The 19010-nt window shown below is 70.5% G+C and carries 13 protein-coding genes and 1 tRNA gene; 6 read left to right on the top strand and 8 right to left on the bottom strand.

Going from position 1 to position 19010, the window contains the following annotated elements:
* Nucleotides 1-119: 119 nt before the first annotated feature.
* Complete coding sequence (locus tag N6H00_RS31330; RefSeq protein ID WP_268975189.1) at nucleotides 120-1790, bottom strand: IS1182 family transposase; 1671 nt, start codon at nucleotides 1788-1790, stop codon at nucleotides 120-122.
* A 213-nt stretch (nucleotides 1791-2003) separates the two neighbouring features.
* Between N6H00_RS31330 and N6H00_RS31325 the strand changes: the two genes are divergently transcribed.
* On the top strand, nucleotides 2004-2489 hold the full coding sequence (locus N6H00_RS31325; RefSeq protein WP_329618581.1) for a hypothetical protein: 486 nt from the start codon (nucleotides 2004-2006) through the stop codon (nucleotides 2487-2489).
* A gap of 327 nt (nucleotides 2490-2816) precedes the next feature.
* A complete protein-coding gene (locus N6H00_RS31320) occupies nucleotides 2817-4502 on the top strand; it encodes a recombinase family protein (RefSeq protein ID WP_268975188.1) in 1686 nt (561 codons plus the stop codon).
* Here the strand turns inward: N6H00_RS31320 and N6H00_RS31315 are convergent.
* The 4 genes from N6H00_RS31315 to sucC form a co-directional block, all read right to left on the bottom strand.
* Nucleotides 4467-4551: transfer RNA gene (locus tag N6H00_RS31315), tRNA-Leu, on the bottom strand. The genes N6H00_RS31320 and N6H00_RS31315 overlap by 36 nt on opposite strands.
* Nucleotides 4552-4685: 134 nt before the next feature.
* Nucleotides 4686-6230: an aldehyde dehydrogenase family protein gene (locus tag N6H00_RS31310; RefSeq protein ID WP_268975187.1), complete on the bottom strand. Its 1545-nt coding sequence runs from the start codon at nucleotides 6228-6230 to the stop codon at nucleotides 4686-4688.
* Nucleotides 6231-6417: 187 nt separating this feature from the next.
* Nucleotides 6418-7314 carry a succinate--CoA ligase subunit alpha gene (sucD, locus tag N6H00_RS31305; protein WP_268975186.1) on the bottom strand — a complete coding sequence of 299 codons (897 nt, stop codon included), beginning with the start codon at nucleotides 7312-7314 and terminating at the stop codon, nucleotides 6418-6420.
* 11 nt (nucleotides 7315-7325) lie between these two features.
* The gene (sucC, locus tag N6H00_RS31300) at nucleotides 7326-8480 is read right to left on the bottom strand and encodes an ADP-forming succinate--CoA ligase subunit beta (RefSeq protein ID WP_443073094.1); all 1155 of its coding nucleotides are present in this window, start codon (nucleotides 8478-8480) and stop codon (nucleotides 7326-7328) included.
* A gap of 193 nt (nucleotides 8481-8673) precedes the next feature.
* On the opposite strand from sucC, the gene N6H00_RS31295 reads away from it, so the two are divergent.
* From N6H00_RS31295 to N6H00_RS31280, 4 genes are all read left to right on the top strand, one after another.
* Nucleotides 8674-10356 carry a thiamine pyrophosphate-binding protein gene (locus N6H00_RS31295; RefSeq protein WP_268975185.1) on the top strand — a complete coding sequence of 561 codons (1683 nt, stop codon included), beginning with the start codon at nucleotides 8674-8676 and terminating at the stop codon, nucleotides 10354-10356.
* Between the two features lie 12 nt (nucleotides 10357-10368).
* The gene (frc, locus tag N6H00_RS31290) at nucleotides 10369-11646 is read left to right on the top strand and encodes a formyl-CoA transferase (RefSeq protein ID WP_268975184.1); all 1278 of its coding nucleotides are present in this window, start codon (nucleotides 10369-10371) and stop codon (nucleotides 11644-11646) included.
* A gap of 2 nt (nucleotides 11647-11648) precedes the next feature.
* The gene (locus N6H00_RS31285) at nucleotides 11649-13787 is read left to right on the top strand and encodes an acetate--CoA ligase family protein (RefSeq protein ID WP_268975183.1); all 2139 of its coding nucleotides are present in this window, start codon (nucleotides 11649-11651) and stop codon (nucleotides 13785-13787) included.
* Between the two features lie 76 nt (nucleotides 13788-13863).
* Nucleotides 13864-15255: an OFA family MFS transporter gene (locus N6H00_RS31280; RefSeq protein ID WP_268975182.1), complete on the top strand. Its 1392-nt coding sequence runs from the start codon at nucleotides 13864-13866 to the stop codon at nucleotides 15253-15255.
* Nucleotides 15256-15292: 37 nt separating this feature from the next.
* On the opposite strand, the gene N6H00_RS31275 is transcribed toward N6H00_RS31280, so the two are convergent.
* Genes N6H00_RS31275 through eboE form a run of 3 tightly spaced genes read right to left on the bottom strand, consistent with a single transcriptional unit; the run spans nucleotide 15293 to nucleotide 19007 of the window.
* Nucleotides 15293-16375, bottom strand: coding sequence for a sugar phosphate isomerase/epimerase family protein (locus N6H00_RS31275; protein WP_268975181.1), 1083 nt, complete (start codon nucleotides 16373-16375; stop codon nucleotides 15293-15295).
* Nucleotides 16372-17832 carry a nucleotide pyrophosphatase/phosphodiesterase family protein gene (locus tag N6H00_RS31270; protein WP_268975180.1) on the bottom strand — a complete coding sequence of 487 codons (1461 nt, stop codon included), beginning with the start codon at nucleotides 17830-17832 and terminating at the stop codon, nucleotides 16372-16374. Before N6H00_RS31270 ends, N6H00_RS31275 begins: the two co-directional genes overlap by 4 nt.
* Entirely contained in the window at nucleotides 17829-19007 is a 1179-nt protein-coding gene (gene eboE, locus N6H00_RS31265) for a metabolite traffic protein EboE (RefSeq protein WP_268975179.1), read from the bottom strand. Before eboE ends, N6H00_RS31270 begins: the two co-directional genes overlap by 4 nt.
* Between the last annotated feature and the right edge of the window lie 3 nt (nucleotides 19008-19010).

Below are 19010 nucleotides of genomic sequence, written 5' to 3'. Positions count from 1 at the left end.
CGAGGCCACCGCTGCAAACGGGTCAGGCTGGTGCAAGCCGCCCGACCGCCCTCCGATACGAAGAACGACGCCCCGCCCTGGGTTCCACGCCGACGCTGTTGGCGAATTCGGGGGTGGCGCTACTCGGCCCCGCTGAGCATCGGCTCGGCGGGGTCGAGTGTCGCGAAGTGGCTGGTGCGCGTAGAGGCTCGTGGTGTGTCGGTGAGGTGAGCGTCGATGCGGGCGAGATTGATCGCAGCGCCAATGAGCTGGTGCTGGAGACTGGTCTTGGGCAGACCCCGGTAGCGGGATCTGCGGAGTCCGCAGCGGTTCACGCCCTGGGAGAAGGTTCCTTCGACCCCGGCGCGGATCTTGTAACGGTCCTTCCACTCTTCGGTCTGCTGTAGGGCGCGGGCCTGCTGGAGTTCCTGGTGGGCCTGCTGCGGCCGCAGGGTGATGGCCCGGCCCTTGGCCTTCAGGGCCGGGACGCAGTCGTGCACGACGGGACATGGCCGGCAGTCACGCACGCGGAACTGGGCCCGGACCACCGCGAGACCGTGCTGGGAACGGTCTTCCCGCCAGCTGGTGCTGGTGCGCCCGTTGGGGCAGGTCACACGCTGGTTGTCCCAGTCGACGATGAAGGCGTCCTGGCCGTAGGCGGTTCTTGTTCGGGCCTGCGAACTGGTCACCGACTTGAGCGGTCCGTGCAGTGCGACGCCGTGATCACGGGCGTCCGTCATGGCTGCGGCGTTGGCGTATCCGGTGTCGACCCAGTGCTCACGCGGAAGCAGACCCCGCTCGGCCAAACCTGCGTGGACGACTGCCGCCATGCGGTCATCGGAAACGGTGGCGGCGGTGGTGACTACGTTCGTGATCAGGTTCGGGACGTCGGGCTCGCAAGTCTCGGTGAGATGGACCTTGTAACCGTGCCAGAGGGTGTCGCGTTTGACGCTGCCACGCGCTTCGATGTCATAGGGGGTGACCAGGCGCATTGCGCCTGGCGGCCGGTCTTTTGGGCCCCGGCGCATCACCTCGCCGTCGACCAGGTGGAAGTTTTGAACCCACATCTGCCGCAGGATCTCGACCTCAGGCAGATCCCGCAGATCTCCGGGCGCCGCCGATGAGAGGACGGCCTCAAGCAGCCGTGTCCCGTCCCTGCCGATTCGCAGGCCCACCTCGTCCCGCTTCGTGCGGGCCTGGGGAAACCGGGAGTCCTCGGCCCTCGTCGAGTAGTGCTTGAACCACTCCGGTTCAGCGATGTCAGCCAGCCAGTCGGGGGCCGCCTTTGCCAGCGCGTTCAATGCTGACCGCAGTGTCTCTGCGACCTTCTCCAGCCAGCACAGCTCACGGGCCGCGGACAGCACGTGCGTGGAGTCGGTGCGGGCCCGGCCCGCGCTCTTGAGCAGCCGTTTCTCCCCAGCCGCGGCCAGGATGCCATCCAGAACCCGCCGTCCGGCCTCAGCCTCGATCAGACGGTCCCGGAACTCCGACAGGACCGAGAAATCGAAGCCCGGATCACCCAGTTCGAGCCCAATCGCGTACTTGAAGGCAATCCTCGCCCGCACTGCCTCGGCAGCCTGCCGGTCAGTCAGCCCCTCCACGAACTGCAACACCAGCACAAGTGCCAGCCGGCCCGGCGACCAGGCGGGTTTTCCCCGCGCCGGGAACAGATCCGCGAACTGCGCGTCGGTGAACAGCACCCCCAGCTCGTCCCGGACCCGGATCGCCAGGCTCCCTTTCGGGAACGCGGCCCGCGCCACGCGCACTGTCTCCGCCGGGATCTCGCCCGGCCCGCTCGGCTGCATCGACACCCGCCACCCACCCCAAACGACAACGTCGGCCTTTCAAGACCGCAACCGGGTCTTGAAGGCCGACGTCACGCACGCTCCGCATCGAGCCAAGATGATCAACCCTCCTCGTGGGGAGATGTCTCGGCCAAAGTCGCGCTGGTGGTCACCTCACCGCCATACGGACGATCGGCCCATGGCCGGGTCCACTGCACGAGCGAAACCGGCGAGCGCGGCGTGGTCACAACCGACTACCGATACGGCCGCGACCCGCACAACCTCGCCCACGTCTCCACCGACCAGCTCCTGGACGGCTTCACCAAGATCCTCACTCAGTGCCGAGCGGTGCTGCGCCCGGGCGGCACCGTCGTCGTCACCACCCGACCCTGGCGCACCCACGGCGAGCTCATCGACCTGCCCTCCGCTGTCCTGGCCGCCGGGCAAGCCGCCGGACTGATCCCGGAAGAGCGCTGTGTGGCTCTCCTCGCCGGCATCCGCGACGGTCGGCTCATTGCCCGTCCTTCGTTCTTCCAGCTGAAGAACGTCCGCGACGCCCGCCGCCAAGGAATCCCCCTCCACCTCGTACAGCACGAGGACGTCCTCATCTTCACCCGCCCCAAGAAGCCCTCAGCCGCCTCCCGGCCGCTGTGCGACCGCCGGGAGCGGCAAGCCGGGACCGAGCGCTGCCACTACCCCCGATCCCATCGGGAGAGAAGGCTGTGAACGCGCGAAGCGGGCATGCCATGACACCAGCCGCTACCACCCCAAGCTCCCCAGCAGCAGTGCGCCAGGCCCAGGAAGCGGATGAGCCGCCCGAGGTGACCGTGATCCTCCCGAGCGGTCCTGTGCCGCTCACACAGCATGCCGCTGAAGCGCTGTTGGCCTTCATCCAGGACGAGCACCAACACCACCGCACCGTTCATCAGAAGAGCTGACTATCCACGACCGGGCGAAGACACGGTGGACGGCTGGCCCTCCAGGCCGAGCCGGAGCTACGACGGACGACCACCGTCCACTGTGCACACCAAGTGATCCCGAGGAAGACGGCCCATGCCCCGTTTCGCCTTCGCCGGACGCTGCTCCACCGAGGACCTCCAGGACCCGGAGGCCTCCCGCAACTGGCAGCTCACCCGCGCCCGCGCTCTCATCGAACCCGCCGGAGGCGAGATCGTCGCCGAGTACTTCGATTCCGGGCACTCCCGTGCGCTGCCGTGGAAACGCCGCCCTCAGGCCGCTGCCCTCCTCACAGCCCTGCGCGACCCCCACCGCGGCTTCGACGCGGTCGTAATCGGAGAACCCCAGCGCACCTTCTACGGCAACCAGTTCGGCAATACCTTCCCCCTGTTCACCCACTTCAACGTCCCTCTTTGGGTTCCCGAAATCGGCGGGCCGATCGACCCCGACAACGAAGCCCACGACCTCGTCATGTCCGTCTTCGGCGGCATGAGCAAAGGCGAACGCAACCGGGTCAAGATCCGCGTACGCACCGCCATGGGCTCTCAAGCCAAGATCGAAGGCCGCTACCTCGGCGGCAGACCCCCATACGGCTACCGGCTCGCCGACGCCGGCCCACACCCCAACCCGGCCAAGGCCGCCGACGGCAAACGCCTCCACCGTCTCGAACCCGACCCCGTCAGCGCGCCCATCGTGGTCCGCATCTTCACCGAGTACCTTCGCGGAACGGGCCTGTACGCCATCGCCGAAGGCTTGACCCGCGACAACATCCCCTGCCCCTCAGCCCACGACCGCGCCCGCAATCCGCACCGCGACGGCCGCGCCTGGTCCAAGAACGCCGTCCGCGCCATCCTCATCAACCCCCGCTACACCGGCCACGAGGTATGGAACAAACAACGCAAGCAGGAAGTCCTTCTCGACATCGACGATGTCACCTTGGGGCACCGCACCCAACAAACATGGAACACCCCCGAACAGTGGGTCTGGTCCGCCAAGCCCGTCCACGAACCCCTGATCAGCAAGAACACCTTCACCCGCGCTCAAGCCAGGAGGCTTGACCGCCGCCAGCACCACCCCGCAGAACGCAGCCCCCGCACCACACCACGCACCTATGCCCTGCGCGGACTCATCCGCTGCTCCCTGTGCGACCGCAAGATGCAGGGCACCTTCAACCACGGCCACCCCCACTACCGCTGTCGCTACCCGTACGAATACGCCAAGAGCGGCACCCTCGACCACCCGCTCACCGTCTACATCCGGGAGGCCGTCATCCTCCCGGAACTCGACCGGTGGATCGCACAGGCCTTCGCCCCCGGGCAGCTGAAGACCACACTGCAGGCCATGCAGCGATCCCAGCGGACAGCAGCCACCCCCTTGCCCGGCCTCGAGGCCGCCCGCCGCACCATTACCGACTGCGACCGGCGACTGAACCAATACCGCGCGGCACTCGACGCCGGAGCCAACCCCACAACCGTGGCCGGCTGGATCAGTCAGGCCGAGGCCGACAAAGCCGCCGCGCAAGAACAGCTCATCGCTGCCAGCGCAGCCCGGCGCACCGTGCTCACCGACGAACAGATCCACGGCATGATCAAAGACCTCGGTGACCTCACCGACCGGCTTCTCACCGCCCCCGCCGACCGCAAAGCCCCTCTCTACCAGGCTTTCGGCCTCACGCTCACCTACAACATGAAGAAGCGGGTTGTGACCGTTGAGTCACAACCCGCTTCATCCGTGTACGTAAGAACGTGTCCGAGGGGGGACTTGAACCCCCACGCCCGATAAAGGGCACTAGCACCTCAAGCTAGCGCGTCTGCCATTCCGCCACCCGGACCAGGTGTGTCCCCGCGGTGGGCCGCGGTGACAGGCACAACGATACCAAGGTTTCGGAGTGCGTTTCACCTGCGTATGCCGCCCGCCCATACCCGCGCTCACCTGGGGAGACGCGGGGATGGGCACGGTGGGTGATCAGTCGGGCAGCAGCTGGTAGTCGGGGAAGTTGCCGGGGAGGCGCTCGGGCTCGGGGCCCTCGGTGACGGCGCGGACCAGCAGGTCGCCGCCGACGAAGGCGCCGCGCCAGGAGGCGCCGAAGCCGCCGAAGAGTTCGGCGCGGTCGCCGCGGGAGCGGGGGGTGCCGTGGCCGGTTTTGAAGGCCCGGATCTGGGGGGCCAGGCGGTCGAAGGTGGCCGGGTCGTCGCAGGAGAGGGTGGCGACGAGGGCGCCGTTGCTGGCGTTCATGGCGGCGAGCAGCTCGGCCTCGGTGTCGACCAGGACGAGGGTGTCGACCGGGCCGAAGGGCTCGGCGTGGTGCAGCGGGGAGGTCGAGGGCGGGTTGAGGAGGGTGACGGGGGCGGCGTACGCGGAGAGGTCCTGGCCGGGGAGGAAGTGGCCGTCGGCGAGGTCGCCGCGGTGGAGGGGGACGGCGCCGCGGTCGATGGCCTCGGCCACCTGATCGCTCAGCTCCTTGGCCTTGGCCGCGTTGATCAGGGGGCCGAAGTCCAGGTCGGGGAGGTGGTCGGAGGGGTTCTCCACCGCCAGCGGGTGGCCCACGCGGATGGCGCGCACCGCCGGGAGGTAGACGGACAGGAAGGCGTCGAAGGACGAGCGCTGGATGACGAAGCGCGGATAGGCCGTGCAGCGCTGCTTGCCGTAGTCGAAGGTCTTGCGGATCAGCGGAGCGAGGGCGTCCCAGTCGGTGTAGTTCCAGATGCCCCAGGCGTTGAGCCCCTCCTGTTCCAGGATGTGGCGTTTGCCGAGGTCGGCGACGGCGGTGGCGACCCGGGCGCCGGTGTCGCGGCCGCCGACGAAGGAGACGCAGCCGATCTCGGGCGAGCGGACCAGGGCCTCGGAGAGCTCACCGCCGCTGCCGCTGACGAGGGTGACCGGGATGCCCTCGCGGGCGGCGAGCGCGCAGGCGAGGGTGAGGCAGGCCAGTCCGCCGTCGGTCGGGGTCTTGGCGATGACGGCGTTGCCGGCCAGTGCCTGGACGAGCATGGCGTGGGCGAGGACGCTCATCGGGTAGTTCCAGCTGGCGATGTTGGAGACCGGGCCGGGCAGCGGGGCGCGGCCCTCGGTCATGCGGTCGATCTCCCCCACGTACCAGCGGACGCCGTCGATGGCCCGGTCCACATCGGCCTGGGCCAGCCGCCAGGGTTTGCCGATCTCCCACACCAGGAGGAGGGCGAGCAGCTCACGGTGTTCGGCGAGGGCGTCGAGGGTGGCGGCCACCCGCGCCCGGCGCTCCGGGAGGGCGATGTGGCGCCAGCGGCGGTGCTGGTCGAGGGAGGCGCGTACGGCCTGGTGGGCGGTGGTGGCGTCGAGCCGGGGCGGGCCCGCGATCGGGGTGCCGTCGACGGGGGTGGTGGCGGGGAGGGCCCGGCCGTCGCGGTGCCAGGTGCCGTCCCAGAGGTTGAGGACTCGGTCGTCCTGGAATGCCTCGGGGGCGAGGGCCAGGCAGCGCTGCCAGGCGTCGTCCCAGGCGGTTCCGGGTTTGAGGGTGAGGGTGGGTGCCATCGGTGGTCTCCGCTCTCGTTGCACGGGCGGGGCGGGGTGTGGCGGTCCGTACGGGTGTGTGTCTGTGGGCCGTGTGCCCATGGAGGCGTGTCCACGGGCACACAGCCGACAGTCCGTGGCCGTCGGAGAGGAAGGTAGCGGCACGGGGCGTGGCAGTGGCCGGATCGCGGAGCGGGTACGGCTCACATCACGCTGGGTTGCCGGATGGTTCGGCCAGAAGGGCCAACACCAGCCGGGCGGTTTCCGTGGGGGTCGCGCCTACGCGCACGCCCGCCGCCTCCAGCGCCGCCTTCTTGGCCGCGGCGGTGCCCGAGGAACCGGAGACGATCGCGCCCGCGTGGCCCATGGTGCGGCCCTCGGGGGCGGTGAAGCCCGCCACGTAGCCGACGACCGGCTTGGTGACGTGGGCCCTGATGAAGTCCGCGGCGCGCTCCTCCGCGTCGCCGCCGATCTCGCCGATCATCACGATGAGGTCGGTGTCGGGGTCGGCCTCGAAGGCGGTCAGCGCGTCGATGTGGGTGGTGCCGATGACCGGGTCGCCGCCGATGCCCACGCAGGTGGAGAAGCCGAGGTCGCGCAGCTCGTACATCAGCTGGTAGGTGAGGGTGCCGGACTTGGAGACCAGGCCGATCCGGCCCGGTTTGGTGATGTCGGCGGGGATGATGCCGGCGTTGGACTGGCCCGGGGAGATCAGCCCGGGACAGTTGGGGCCGATGATCCTGGTGGCGCGGGCCCGTGCGTACGCCTGGAAGGCGACCGTGTCGTGGACCGGGATGCCCTCGGTGATGACGACGGCGAGCGGGATGCCGGCGTCGGCGGCCTCGGTGACGGCGGCCTTGGCGTGGGGCGGCGGGACGAACAGGACGCTCACGTCGGCGCCGGTGGTGTCCATGGCCTCGCGTACGGAGCCGAAGACGGGCACCGTACGGCCGTCGATGCCGACCCGGGTGCCGGCCTTGCGGGGGTTGACGCCGCCGACGACATCGGTGCCGGCGGCGAGCATCCGGCGGGTGTGCTTCATGCCCTCCGCGCCGGTCATGCCCTGGACGATGACCTTGCTGTCCTTGGTGAGGAAGATGGCCATGAGGTGAGCCCCTACGCGGCGAGTTCGGCGGCCCGCGCGGCGGCGCCGTCCATGGTGTCGGCCTGGTGGACGAGTGGATGAGCCAATTGGCCGAGGATGGCCCGGCCACGTGCGGCGTTGTTGCCGTCGAGCCGGACGACCAGCGGCTTGGTGAGGGTGACGGTGTCCAGGGCGCGTACGATGCCGTCGGCCACCGCGTCACAGGCGGTGATGCCGCCGAAGACGTTGACCAGGACCGAGCGCACATCCGGGTCGTCGAGGACGAGGGACAGTCCGTCGGCCATCACCTGGGCGGAGGCGCCGCCGCCGATGTCGAGGAAGTCGGCGGGGCGGGCGCCGCAGCCGGCCACGACGTCCAGGGTGGACATGACCAGGCCCGCGCCGTTGCCGATGACGCCCACCTGGCCGTCGAGTTTGACGTAGCCGAGTCCGGCGGCCGCGGCGCGGGCCTCCAGCGACTCCCGGGTGGGGTCGGGGTCGTCGGCGCGGGCCTCGGTGCCGTCGGCGGAGCCGTCCCATGGCGGCTGCCGGAAGCGGGCGTTGTCGTCCAGGGTGACCTTTGCGTCCAGGGCGACGATCGCGCCGTTGCGGGTCACCACCAGCGGGTTGACCTCGACCAGCAGGGCGTCGTGGGTGGTCAGGACGGTCCACAGCCGGCGGATGGTCCCGGCCGTCTCCGGCGGCAGGTGGCCGGCGGCGGCGATCTCGTCGGCCTTCGCCTCGGTCACCCCCTCGGCCGGGTCGATCGCGATCCGGGCCACCGCCTCGGGGCGGTGCGCGGCGACCTCCTCGATCTCCATCCCGCCCTCGGCGGAGGCGATGGCCAGGAACCGGCCCGCGGCCCGGTCGAGGGTGAAGCCGAGGTACAGCTCGCGCTCCACCTCGACCGGTTCGGCCACCATCACCCGGTGGACGGTGTGGCCCTTGATGTCCATGCCGAGGATCCGGCGCGCGGTCAGCTCGGCCGCGGCCGGGTCCTCGGCGCGTTTCACCCCGCCCACCTTGCCCCGGCCGCCGGTCTTCACCTGGGCCTTGATGACGACGCGTCCGCCGAGGCGTTCGGCGGCCGCGCGGGCGGCTTCGGGCGAGTCCACGACCTCCGCCCGGGGCACCAACACTCCGCCGTGGTCGAGGAGTTCCCGTGCCTGATGTTCGTACAGGTCCATAGCCCGCTCCCTGATGACCGGTCAACAGCGCTTGATCCAGCGCTGGATCGAACGAGTGGCGCACGCCCCCTGGACATCGCTCGGCCGATGGTGGGATAACAAAGTTCATACAGGATAACGTCGACTGTATGCAATCCAGCGAGCCGCAGCGTCGCAAGGCCGCACCGACCCCTACGAAGGGACGCGATTCGCCATGCCCGACGACAGCCAGAACCTCATCTCCGGCGGGCACTTGGTCGCCAAAGCACTCAAGGCGGAGGGCGTGGAGGTCATCTACACCCTCTGCGGCGGCCACATCATCGACATCTACGACGGCTGCGTCGACGAGGGCATCGATGTCATCGACGTACGCCACGAACAGGTCGCCGCCCACGCCGCCGACGGCTACGCCCGGATCACCGGCAAGCCCGGCTGCGCCGTCGTCACCGCCGGCCCCGGCACCACCGACGCGGTCACCGGCGTCGCCAACGCCTTCCGCGCCGAGTCACCCATGCTCCTCATCGGCGGCCAGGGCGCCCACAGCCAGCACAAGATGGGGTCGCTCCAGGACCTTCCGCACGTCGACATGATGGCGCCGATCACCAAGTTCGCCGCCACCGTCCCGGACACCGCGCGCGCCGCCGACATGGTCTCCATGGCCTTCCGCGAGTGCTTCCACGGCGCCCCCGGCCCCTCCTTCCTGGAGATCCCGCGCGATGTGCTGGACGCCAAGGTGCCGGTGGAGACGGCCCGCGTCCCCCAGGCCGGGCACTACCGCGCCTCCACCCGTAGCGCCGGCGACCCCGAGGCCGTCCAGAAGCTCGCGGACCTGCTGGTCCGGGCCGAGAAGCCGGCGATCCTGCTGGGCAGTCAGGTGTGGACCACCCGCGCCACCGACGCGGCCATCGAGCTGGTGCGCACCCTCAATGTGCCCGCGTACATGAACGGCGCGGGGCGCGGCACGCTGCCGCCCGGCGATCCGCACCACTTCCAGCTCTCCCGCCGCTACGCGTTCGCCGGCGCCGACCTCATCGTCATCGTCGGCACCCCCTTCGACTTCCGCATGGGCTACGGCAAGCGGCTCTCCCCCGACGCCACCGTGGTCCAGATCGACCTCGACTACCGCACGGTCGGCAAGAACCGCGACATCGACCTCGGCATCGTGGGCGACGCGGGACTGGTGCTCTCCGCCGTCACCCAGGCCGCCTCGGGGCGCATCAACGGCGGGGCGGGCAAGCGCAAGGAGTGGCTGGACGAGCTGCGGGCCGCCGAGCAGAAGGCGCTCGAAAAGCGGCTGCCCAACCTCCGCTCCGACGCCTCCCCCATCCACCCCTACCGCCTGGTCAGCGAGATCAACGACTTCCTCACCGAGGACTCGATCTACATCGGCGACGGCGGCGACATCGTCACCTTCTCCGGTCAGGTGGTCCAGCCCAAGTCGCCCGGCCACTGGATGGACCCGGGGCCGCTGGGCACGCTCGGCGTCGGGGTGCCGTTCGTGATGGCCGCCAAGCAGGCCCGCCCCGACAAGGAGGTGGTGGCGCTCTTCGGCGACGGCGCGTTCTCCCTGACCGGCTGGGACTTCGAGACGCTGGTCCGCTTCGACCTGCCGTTCGTCGGCATCGTCGGCAACAACTCCTCAATGAACCAGATCCGTTACGGCCAGAAGGCCAAGTACGGCGAGGAGCGCGAGCGGGTCGGCAACACCCTCGGCGATGTGCCCTACGACCAGTTCGCGCGGATGCTCGGCGGCTACGGCGAGGAGGTCCGGGACCCGGCGGACATCGGCCCGGCGCTGCGCCGCGCCCGGGAGTCCGGCAAGCCGTCGCTGATCAACGTCTGGGTGGACCCGGACGCGTACGCCCCCGGAACGATGAACCAGACGATGTACAAGTGAGGGAGCCGCACCATGTCCCAGGCTCTTGAGGCCAATCAAGCCCAGCCCGGTCAAGCCGAGCCCGGTCAAGCCCTGGCCGGCATCCGTGTCCTCGACATGACGCATGTGCAGTCCGGTCCGTCCGCCACCCAGCTGCTCGCCTGGCTCGGCGCGGATGTGATCAAGCTGGAGAACACCAGCGGCGACATCACCCGCAAGCAGCTGCGGGATCTCCCGGACGTGGACTCGCTCTACTTCACGATGCTCAACTGCAACAAGCGCAGCATCACCCTCAACACCAAGAGCGAACGCGGCAAGGAGATCCTGACCGAGCTGATCCGCCGCAGCGACGTGCTGGTGGAGAACTTCGGTCCGGGCGCGGTGGACCGCATGGGGTTCACCTGGGAGCGCATCCAGGAGATCAATCCCCGGCTGGTGTACGCCTCGATCAAGGGGTTCGGCGAGGGCCCGTACACCAAGTTCAAGGCGTACGAGGTGGTCGCGCAGGCCATGGGCGGCTCGATGTCCACCACCGGTTTCGAGGACGGTCCGCCGCTGGCCACCGGCGCCCAGATCGGCGACTCCGGCACCGGGGTGCACTGTGTGGCGGGCATTCTCGCCGCGCTCTACCAGCGCGTCCACACCGGGCGCGGCCAGCGGGTCAATGTGGCGATGCAGCACGCGGTGCTCAACCTGTGCCGGGTGAAGCTGCGCGACCAGCAGCGGCTGGCGCACGGGCCGCTGGCGGAGTATCCGAACGAGGACTTCGGCGACGAGGTGCCGCGCAGTGGCAACGCCAGCGGTGGCGGTCAGCCCGGCTGGGCGGTCAAATGCGCGCCCGGCGGGCCCAACGACTACGTCTACGTCATCGTGCAGCCGGTCGGCTGGGAGCCGATCACGCGGCTGATCGGCCGCCCCGAGCTGGCGGAGGACCCGGAGTGGGCGACGCCCGAGGCGCGGCTGCCGAAGCTGGCCAAGATGTTCCAGCTGATCGAGGAGTGGTCCAGCACCCTGCCCAAGTGGGAGGTGCTGGAGCGGCTCAACGCCCACAACATCCCATGCGGGCCGATCCTGTCCACCAAGGAGATCGTGGAGGACGCGTCGCTCGCGGCCAACGAGATGATCGTCCAGGTCGACCACCCCGAGCGCGGCTCCTTCACCACGGTGGGCTCCCCGCTGAAGCTCTCCGACTCCCCGGTCCGGGTCGAGCGCTCGCCGTTGCTGGGTGAGCACAACGAAGAGATCTACATCGGCGAGCTGGGGCTCGGCGACGAGGAAGTGCGGCTGCTCAAGACGGACGGAGTGATCTGACGGTGACGTACGACAAGGACGCCGTGCGCGCGGTGCTGGACGCCGCCCGCGCCGAGGGGCGCACGGCCCTGACCGCGCCCGAGGGCAAACGGATCACCGACGCGTACTCCATCCCGACCCCGGCCGAGGGACTGGCGGAGTCCGCCGACGAGGCGGTGGCGCTCGCCGACCGGATCGGCTTCCCGGTCGTCCTGAAGATCGTGTCCCCGGACATCCTGCACAAGACCGACGCGGGCGGGGTCCGGGTGGGGCTGACGTCCGGCGCCGAGGTGCGGGGGGCGTTCACCGCGATCGTGGACAACGCCCGCACCTACGACCCGAAGGCCCGGATCCAGGGCGTCCAGGTGCAGCAGATGATCCCGGACGGCGGACAGGAGGTCATCGTCGGCGCGGTCACCGACCCCACCTTCGGGAAGGTGGTGGCGTTCGGGCTCGGCGGGGTGCTGGTGGAGGTGCTGAAGGACATCACCTTCCGGCTGGCCCCGGCGAGCGAGGACGAGGCGCTGTCGATGCTGGACGGGATCCGCGCCGCCGAGGTGCTGCGCGGGGTGCGGGGCGGGGAGGCGGTGGACCGCGGGGCGCTCGCCGACCTGATCGTGCGGGTCTCCCGGCTGGTGGCGGACTTCCCCGAGATCACCGAGGTCGATCTCAACCCGGTGTTCGCCACCGCGAGCGGGGTGCTCGCCGCCGATGTGCGGCTGCTGATCGGCGACGCTCCCCCGCCGCCCCGCCGCCGCTACTCGCGCGAGGAGATCCTGGGCACGATGCGCCGGCTGATGCAGCCGCGCTCGGTGGCGGTGGTGGGCGCCTCCAACGAGCCCGGCAAGATCGGCAACTCGGTGATGCGCAACCTCATCGACGGCGGCTTCCCCGGGGAGATCCACCCGGTGAATCCCAAGGCCGACGACATCCTGGGCCGCAAGGCGTACCGACGCGTCGGCGACGTCCCCGGCGAGGTGGACGTGGCGGTCTTCGCGATCCCCGCGAAGTTCGTGCCCGCCGCGCTGGAGGAGGTCGGCCGCAAGGGCATCCCGAACGCCGTGCTGATCCCGTCCGGCTTCGCCGAGACCGGTGAACACGAGCTCCAGCAGCGGATCGTGGAGATCGCCGAGGCACACGGGACCCGGCTGCTGGGGCCCAACATCTATGGGTACTACTCCACCTGGCAGGACCTGTGCGCCACCTTCTGCACCCCCTACGACGTCAAGGGCCCGGTGGCGCTCACCTCGCAGTCCGGTGGCATCGGGATGGCGATCCTCGGCTTCGCCCGGACCACCAGGACCGGCGTCTCGGCGATCGTCGGCCTCGGCAACAAGTCGGACGTGGACGAGGACGACCTGCTCACCTGGTTCGGTGAGGACGACCGCACCCAGTGCATCGCGATGCACCTGGAGGACCTCAAGGACGGCCGCGCCTTCGTGGCGGCGGCGCGGGCCACGGTGCCCAGGAAGCCGGTGGTGGTGCTCAAGGCGGGCCGTACGGCGGCGGGCGCCAGGGCGGCCGGTTCCCACACCGGCGCGCTGGCCGGGGACGACGCGGTCTACGACGACATCCTGCGGCAGGCCGGGGTGATCCGGGCACCGGGCCTGAACGAGATGCTGGAGTACGCGCGGGCGCTGCCCGTGCTGCCCACCCCCCAGGGTGACAACGTCGTCATCATCACCGGCGCCGGGGGCTCCGGGGTGCTGCTGTCGGACGCCATCGTCGACAACGGGCTCTCCCTGATGGAGATCCCGGAGGATCTGGACGCCGCCTTCCGCCGTTTCATCCCGCCGTTCGGCGCGGCCGGCAACCCGGTGGACATCACCGGCGGCGAACCGCCGGCCACCTACGAGGCGACCATCCGGCTGGGCCTGGCGGACCCGCGGATCCACGCCCTGGTGCTGGGCTACTGGCACACCATCGTCACCCCGCCGATGGTGTTCGCCGAGCTGACCGCGCGGGTTGTGGCGGAATTCCGGGAGCGGGGCATCGCGAAACCGGTGGTGGCCTCGCTCGCGGGTGACACCGAGGTCGAGGAGGCGTGCGCGTACCTCTTCGAGCGCGGGGTGGTGGCCTATCCGTACACCACCGAGAAGCCGGTGGCCGTCCTGGGCGCCAAGTACCGCTGGGCCAGGTCAGCGGGGCTGCTCACGACATAGCCGGCCACGTTTCCCGGAGCACGAAGAGTTTGGACAGGGGGCGCTGGCCGGGTTCCTTCGAAGCCAAGGGGACGACATGAGCACAGCAGAACGGCCGGAAGGGGTTCTCCCCTACCGGGAAGTGCAGGACAGCAAGGGACGCACGTATCGCATCGGCGAGACCGACCGCGACATCCTGGGCCACAGCCGGAAGCTGATGGTCTATCTGCCGTGGGTCGCGATGATGGCCATCAGCGTGTCCGAGTACGCGTACGGCTCGGCGGAGGACACGCTCTCGGACGCGCACGGCTGGACCCAGAGCAACACCTTCTGGATCCTCAGCGTCTGGGTGTTCTTCCAGGCGGGCATCGCCTTCCCCGCCGGATGGCTGCGGGAGAAGGGGTTACTGACCGCCCGCAGGGCCATGTACCTGGGGTCGGGGCTGTGTCTGATCGGCTTCGTGGCCCTCGCCCACCTCGACAACGTTTTCGCGGCGATCGTCGGCTTCGGCGTCGTCGGCGGGCTCGGCTCCGGACTCGTCTACGCCACCTGCATCAACATGGTGGGCAAGTGGTTCCCGGAGCGGCGCGGCGCGAAGACGGGCTTCGTCAACGGCGGTTTCGCCTATGGCGCGCTGCCGTTCATCTTCATCTTCAACTACTGGTTCGACACCGGTAACTACGACGAGGTCCTCGACCTCATCGGCGTCTACGTGCTGATCATCGTGGCGATCTGCGCCTGGTTCTTCAAGGACCCGCCGAAGAACTGGTGGCCCGCCGAGATCGACCCGATCGGCTACTCCGGCAACGCCAAGAGCGCGGCGAGCCTGGCGAAGAACCCTCCGGCGGTGCGGCAGTACACGCCCAAGGAGGCCATCAGGACCGGCATGCTGCCCCTGATGTGGGTGTCCCTGGTGCTCACCGCCGGGGTGTCGATCTTCGGGATCTCCTTCCAGGTCGACTACGCCAAGGACGTGGGATTCGGCCCGCTGGTCGCGGCCTCGTCCATGGGCATCATGTCCGTCATCAACGGCGTCGGACGCGGTGTGGTCGGCTGGCTCTCGGACCTGTGGGGCCGCAAGACGACCCTGGTGTTCGTCATCGTCGTGCTGGGCCTGGCCCAGTTCGGGGTGATCTGGGCCGGCAACATCCACAACGAGGTGCTGTTCCTCTTCTTCGCCTTCCTCTCCGGATTCGGCGGCGGCGCCTTCTACCCGATGTTCGCGGCGCTGACCCCGGACTACTTCGGGGAGAACTACAACGCCACCAACTACGGCCTGGTGTACAGCGGAAAGCTGATCAGCGGGCTGTTCGGCGGCGGCCTCGGCTCCATGGTGGTCGACGCCTGGGGCTACGACGGCGCCTACGCGCTCGCCGGAGGCATCTCCATGGTGGCGGCCGCGGTGGCCCTGCTGCTGCGGCAGCCCGGCCGGCCGCGGATCCGGGGCATCGCCCCGAACCCGCAGCCGATCAGCCGCGAGGCGGTCTAGCCGTTCCGTCCCCGGAGACCGGTGACAGGGCCCTCGCTCAGCCCCGTCCGCCGCACCGCAGCGACCGCAGGTAGCGGGCCGAGCGGCGGGCGGTGGTGAGCGAATCGGCGGGCTGGTCGTGCTCCACCATCCAGTGGTGGTCACGGCGCCCGCCATGGGTCCTGCCGACCGCGGTCAGGAAACGGCGGTAGTCGATGTCACCGTCCCCGACGTCCACCATCCGGTAGCCGTCGGGGACGGTCTCGTCGTGTTCGCCGTCCTTCACGTGGAAGAGCGGATAGCGGTGCGGGGCGCGCACCACGTAGTCCAGCGGCTCGAAGGGCGCCGGGGAGCCGTCGGCCTTCCTGCCGAAGCGGTACTGGGCCACGTACGCCCAGTAGATGTCCATCTCCAGGTGGACCAGCTCCGGGTCGGTCTCGGCGAGCAGCACGTCGTAGAGCCGGACGTCCGGCCGGTCGGTGGCGAAGGAGAACTCCTCGGCGTGGTTGTGCTGGTAGAACTTCAGTCCGCGCGCCTTGGCCGCCGCGCCGTAGGTGTTGAACTCCTCCGCACAGCGCTTCCAGCCGTCCACCGTGGTGCCGTAGCGCCAGGGCCCCGAGGCGGTGCCCACGTTCGGCAGGCCCAGCGCCTCGGCGTCGTCGAGCACCTGGGTGAGGTTGGTGGCGAAGGTGTACGCCTTCGGATCGTCGGAGTAGTAGCCGACGTGGCTGCCGATACCGCGCAGCCCGTGGTCCCGCATCAGCCGCTTCAGCTGCCCCAGGGTGATGGCGCCCGCCGACCCCTGGGTGTATCCGGCGAACTCCACCTGGTCGTAGCCGTACCGGGCCAGCTCCTGGAAGACCCGGGCGAAGCCGATGGACTGCACCTGGTCGCGGAGGGTGTAGAGCTGGATGCCGAGATGGCCGCGGGGCACCAGCGGACCGCCCCGGCCGCGCTGGGCGGCAGTGGTGTTCTCGGCGGCGGCTTTTCCCGAGGCGGTGTTCCCGGTGGCGGTGTTCTCGGTGGCCGTGGCCGTGGCCGTGCCGAGCAGGGTGGCGGCCGTGGCGCCCGCGGCGACGCCGAGGAATCTGCGGCGGCGGAGGGTCTCGGCCAGTTCGGGGTGGTCGTGGGCGCTCTTCACGGGGTGTCTCCTGGGGTCGGGTTCGTCAGGCCGGCGAGTCGGAGGAGCAGGGTCTTCACATCGGTGGCGGCCACCCGGCCGCCGACCGCGCCGGGCCGGGAGCAGAGCAGGACGGGCCCGTCCTCGTCGCGGTCCGGGAGGCGGCCGTGGCTGCCGCGCACCGGGGCGGGGTCGAGCGGGACGACGGCCATGCGGTAGCGCATCCCGGTCTTCTTGCGGGCCAGCGCGGTGGCGGCCCGCACCCGCACATAGGGGTCCTTGGGGTCCATGAACAGCTCGGCCGGGTCGTAGCCGGGCTTGCGGTGGATCTCCACCAGCTGGGCGAAGTCGGGGGCGCGGGCGTCGTCGAGCCAGTAGTAGTACGTGAACCAGGCGTCCGGCGCGGCGACCGCGACCAGCTCCCCGGAGCGGGGATGGTCCAGGCCGTGGGCCTTCTTGCCCGCGTCGTCGAGGAGTTCGGCGATCCCCGGGACACCGGCCAGGGCGGTGCGGGTGGCGTCGAGGTCCTCGGCGCGGCGCACGTACACATGGGCCAGCTGGTGGTCGGCGACCGCGAAGGCCCGGGAGGCGCCGGGGTCCAGATACTCCATGCCGTCCTGGGTGTGCACCTCCAGCAGCCCGGCGCGGCGCAGCGCCCGGTTGATGTCCACGGGCCGGGAGACCCGGGTGATGCCGTATTCGGACAGCGCGACGACGGTGCGGCCGCGGGCGGTGGCGTCGTCGAGCAGCGGGCCGAGGGCGGCGTCGAGCTCGGCGGCGGCGGTGTGGGCGCGGGGATCGTCGGGGCCGTACCGCTGGAGGTCGTAGTCCAGGTGCGGAAGGTAGGCCAGGACCAGATCGGTGGGGCGGGTGCGCAGGATGTGGCGGGTGGCGTCGATGATCCACCGCGAGGAGACCAGGTCGGCACCGGGGCCCCAGAAGTGGAAGAGGGGGAAGGTGCCGAACTTCTCGGTGAGCTCGTCGTGCAGTTCGGGGGGCCGGGTGTAGCAGTCCGGCTCCTTGCGGCCGTCGGCGTAGTAGACGGGGCGCGGGGTGACGGTGATGTCGGTGTCCGAACCCATCGCGTACCACCAGCAGACGTTGGCCACGGTGTAGCCCGGGTGGACACGGCGGGCGGCGTCCCACAGCTTGTCGCCGCCGACGAGCCCGTTGTGCTGCCGCCACAACAGCACCTCGCCCAGCTCGCGGAAGTACCAGCCGTTGCCGACGATGCCGTGCTCGGCGGGGGTGGTGCCGGTGAGGAACGTCGACTGGGCGGCGCAGGTGACGGCGGGCAGTACGGTGCCCAGCGCCGCGTGCGAGCCGGACCGGGCGAGCGCTTTGAGGCGCGGCATGTGGTCCAGCAGGCGTGGGGTGAGCCCGACGACGTCGAGGACGAGGAGGGGGGTCGGGCGTGGTCCGGTGCGCGCGTCGCTGACGTGGCCCAGGTCAGCGTTCACGTCGCTCCTGTCGCTCATGGCAGCTCCTTGAGGCCGAGGTCGGTGAGCAGATCGCGGGCGAGGGCCAGTTCGGCGGCGATGCCGTCGGCGAGCCGGTCGCGGGTGCGGGGCCGCAGCTCGGACGGGAGCGCCTGCCAGGTGTAGGTCTCCACCTCCAGGTGGCGGGTCAGCGGGGCGGGCCCGCCGACGAGGCGGGCGAGGGCGTCGGCGAGCACGGGGAGGGTGGAGGTGAGCGGGGGCTCGGGCGGGGCGTGCAGCGGCACGTGGAAGTGGGACCGCCAGGGCGCGGTGTCGTCGAGCCCGCCGGCCAGCGCCTGGTCGAGGTCGTCGGTGCCGTGGACGCCGCCTTCGGCGGCCCGGGTGCGGGTCTGGTGGAGGAAGCGGGGCTCGGCGAAGGCCGCGAGGGCTTCCCGTACGGCGGGCCGGCCCGGGTCCTCGGCGTGCAGCGCGGCGGACAGTTGCGCCTTGACGACGGGGACCCCGGCGGCGGTGAGCGCGTCGACGGCCGCGTGCGGATCCTCGAACTGCGTCGCGAGATGGCAGGTGTCCAGGCAGACGCCGATGCGCTCCAGGGGCGGACCGCCGGGCCCGGTGAGCGCCTCGATGGCCTGCGCGGTCGTCTCGACGGTGCAGCCGGGCTCGGGCTCCAGGCCGATGCGGACGGAGCGCCCGGTGAGCTCCTGGATGGCGTCGAGCCGCTGGGCGAGGGTGGTGAGGTGGCGGCGGGCGGTGCGGGCCCGGTCGGCGTCGAAGGGGGTGCGCCAGGCCAGCGGCAGGGTGGAGACGGAGCCGTCGGCGATGTCGTCGGGCAGCAGCGCGGCCAGCAGCCGGGCCAGGTGGGTGGTGTGCTCCAGCCGCTCCGGGTCGGTCCAGTCCGGTGTGTAGACGCGGTACTTGACCTCCTGGGCGCCGAACCCCTGGTAGGGGAAGCCGTTGAGGGTGACCACCTCCAGGCCACGGGTGTCCAGCGCGGTGCGCAGCCGGCGCAGTTCGGCGGGATCGGCGCTGAGGGCGCGGGCGGCCTCGCGGGCCAGCCACAGGCCGATGCCGAGCCGGTCGCGGCCCAGGCGGCGGCGCACTGGTTCGCAGTGCAGTTTCAGTTGCTCCAGGACGCCGCCGAGGTCCTCGGCGGGGTGGACGTTGGTGCAGTACGCGAGGTGGACGGTGGAGCCGTCGGGGTGGCGGAAGCGCATGGG

Source organism: Streptomyces sp. S465, assembly GCF_026898115.1.
Classification (GTDB): Bacteria; Actinomycetota; Actinomycetes; order Streptomycetales; family Streptomycetaceae; genus Streptomyces; species Streptomyces luomodiensis.
The sequence above is the reverse complement of the archived record's forward strand: the minus strand, read 5'-3'. Positions and strand labels throughout refer to the sequence as shown.

Bases quoted from the DNA above. Each gene is read 5' to 3' on its own strand.
- sucD (WP_268975186.1), bottom strand. From the start codon at position 7,314: ATGGCCATCTTCCTCACCAAGGACAGCAAGGTCATCGTCCAGGGCATG.
- frc (WP_268975184.1), top strand. From the start codon at position 10,369: ATGTCCCAGGCTCTTGAGGCCAATCAAGCCCAGCCCGGTCAAGCCGAG.
- N6H00_RS31280 (WP_268975182.1), top strand. From the start codon at position 13,864: ATGAGCACAGCAGAACGGCCGGAAGGGGTTCTCCCCTACCGGGAAGTG.
- sucC (WP_443073094.1), bottom strand. From the start codon at position 8,480: ATGGACCTGTACGAACATCAGGCACGGGAACTCCTCGACCACGGCGGA.
- eboE (WP_268975179.1), bottom strand. From the start codon at position 19,007: ATGCGCTTCCGCCACCCCGACGGCTCCACCGTCCACCTCGCGTACTGC.
- N6H00_RS31270 (WP_268975180.1), bottom strand. From the start codon at position 17,832: ATGAGCGACAGGAGCGACGTGAACGCTGACCTGGGCCACGTCAGCGAC.
- N6H00_RS31320 (WP_268975188.1), top strand. From the start codon at position 2,817: ATGCCCCGTTTCGCCTTCGCCGGACGCTGCTCCACCGAGGACCTCCAG.
- N6H00_RS31310 (WP_268975187.1), bottom strand. From the start codon at position 6,230: ATGGCACCCACCCTCACCCTCAAACCCGGAACCGCCTGGGACGACGCC.
- N6H00_RS31295 (WP_268975185.1), top strand. From the start codon at position 8,674: ATGCCCGACGACAGCCAGAACCTCATCTCCGGCGGGCACTTGGTCGCC.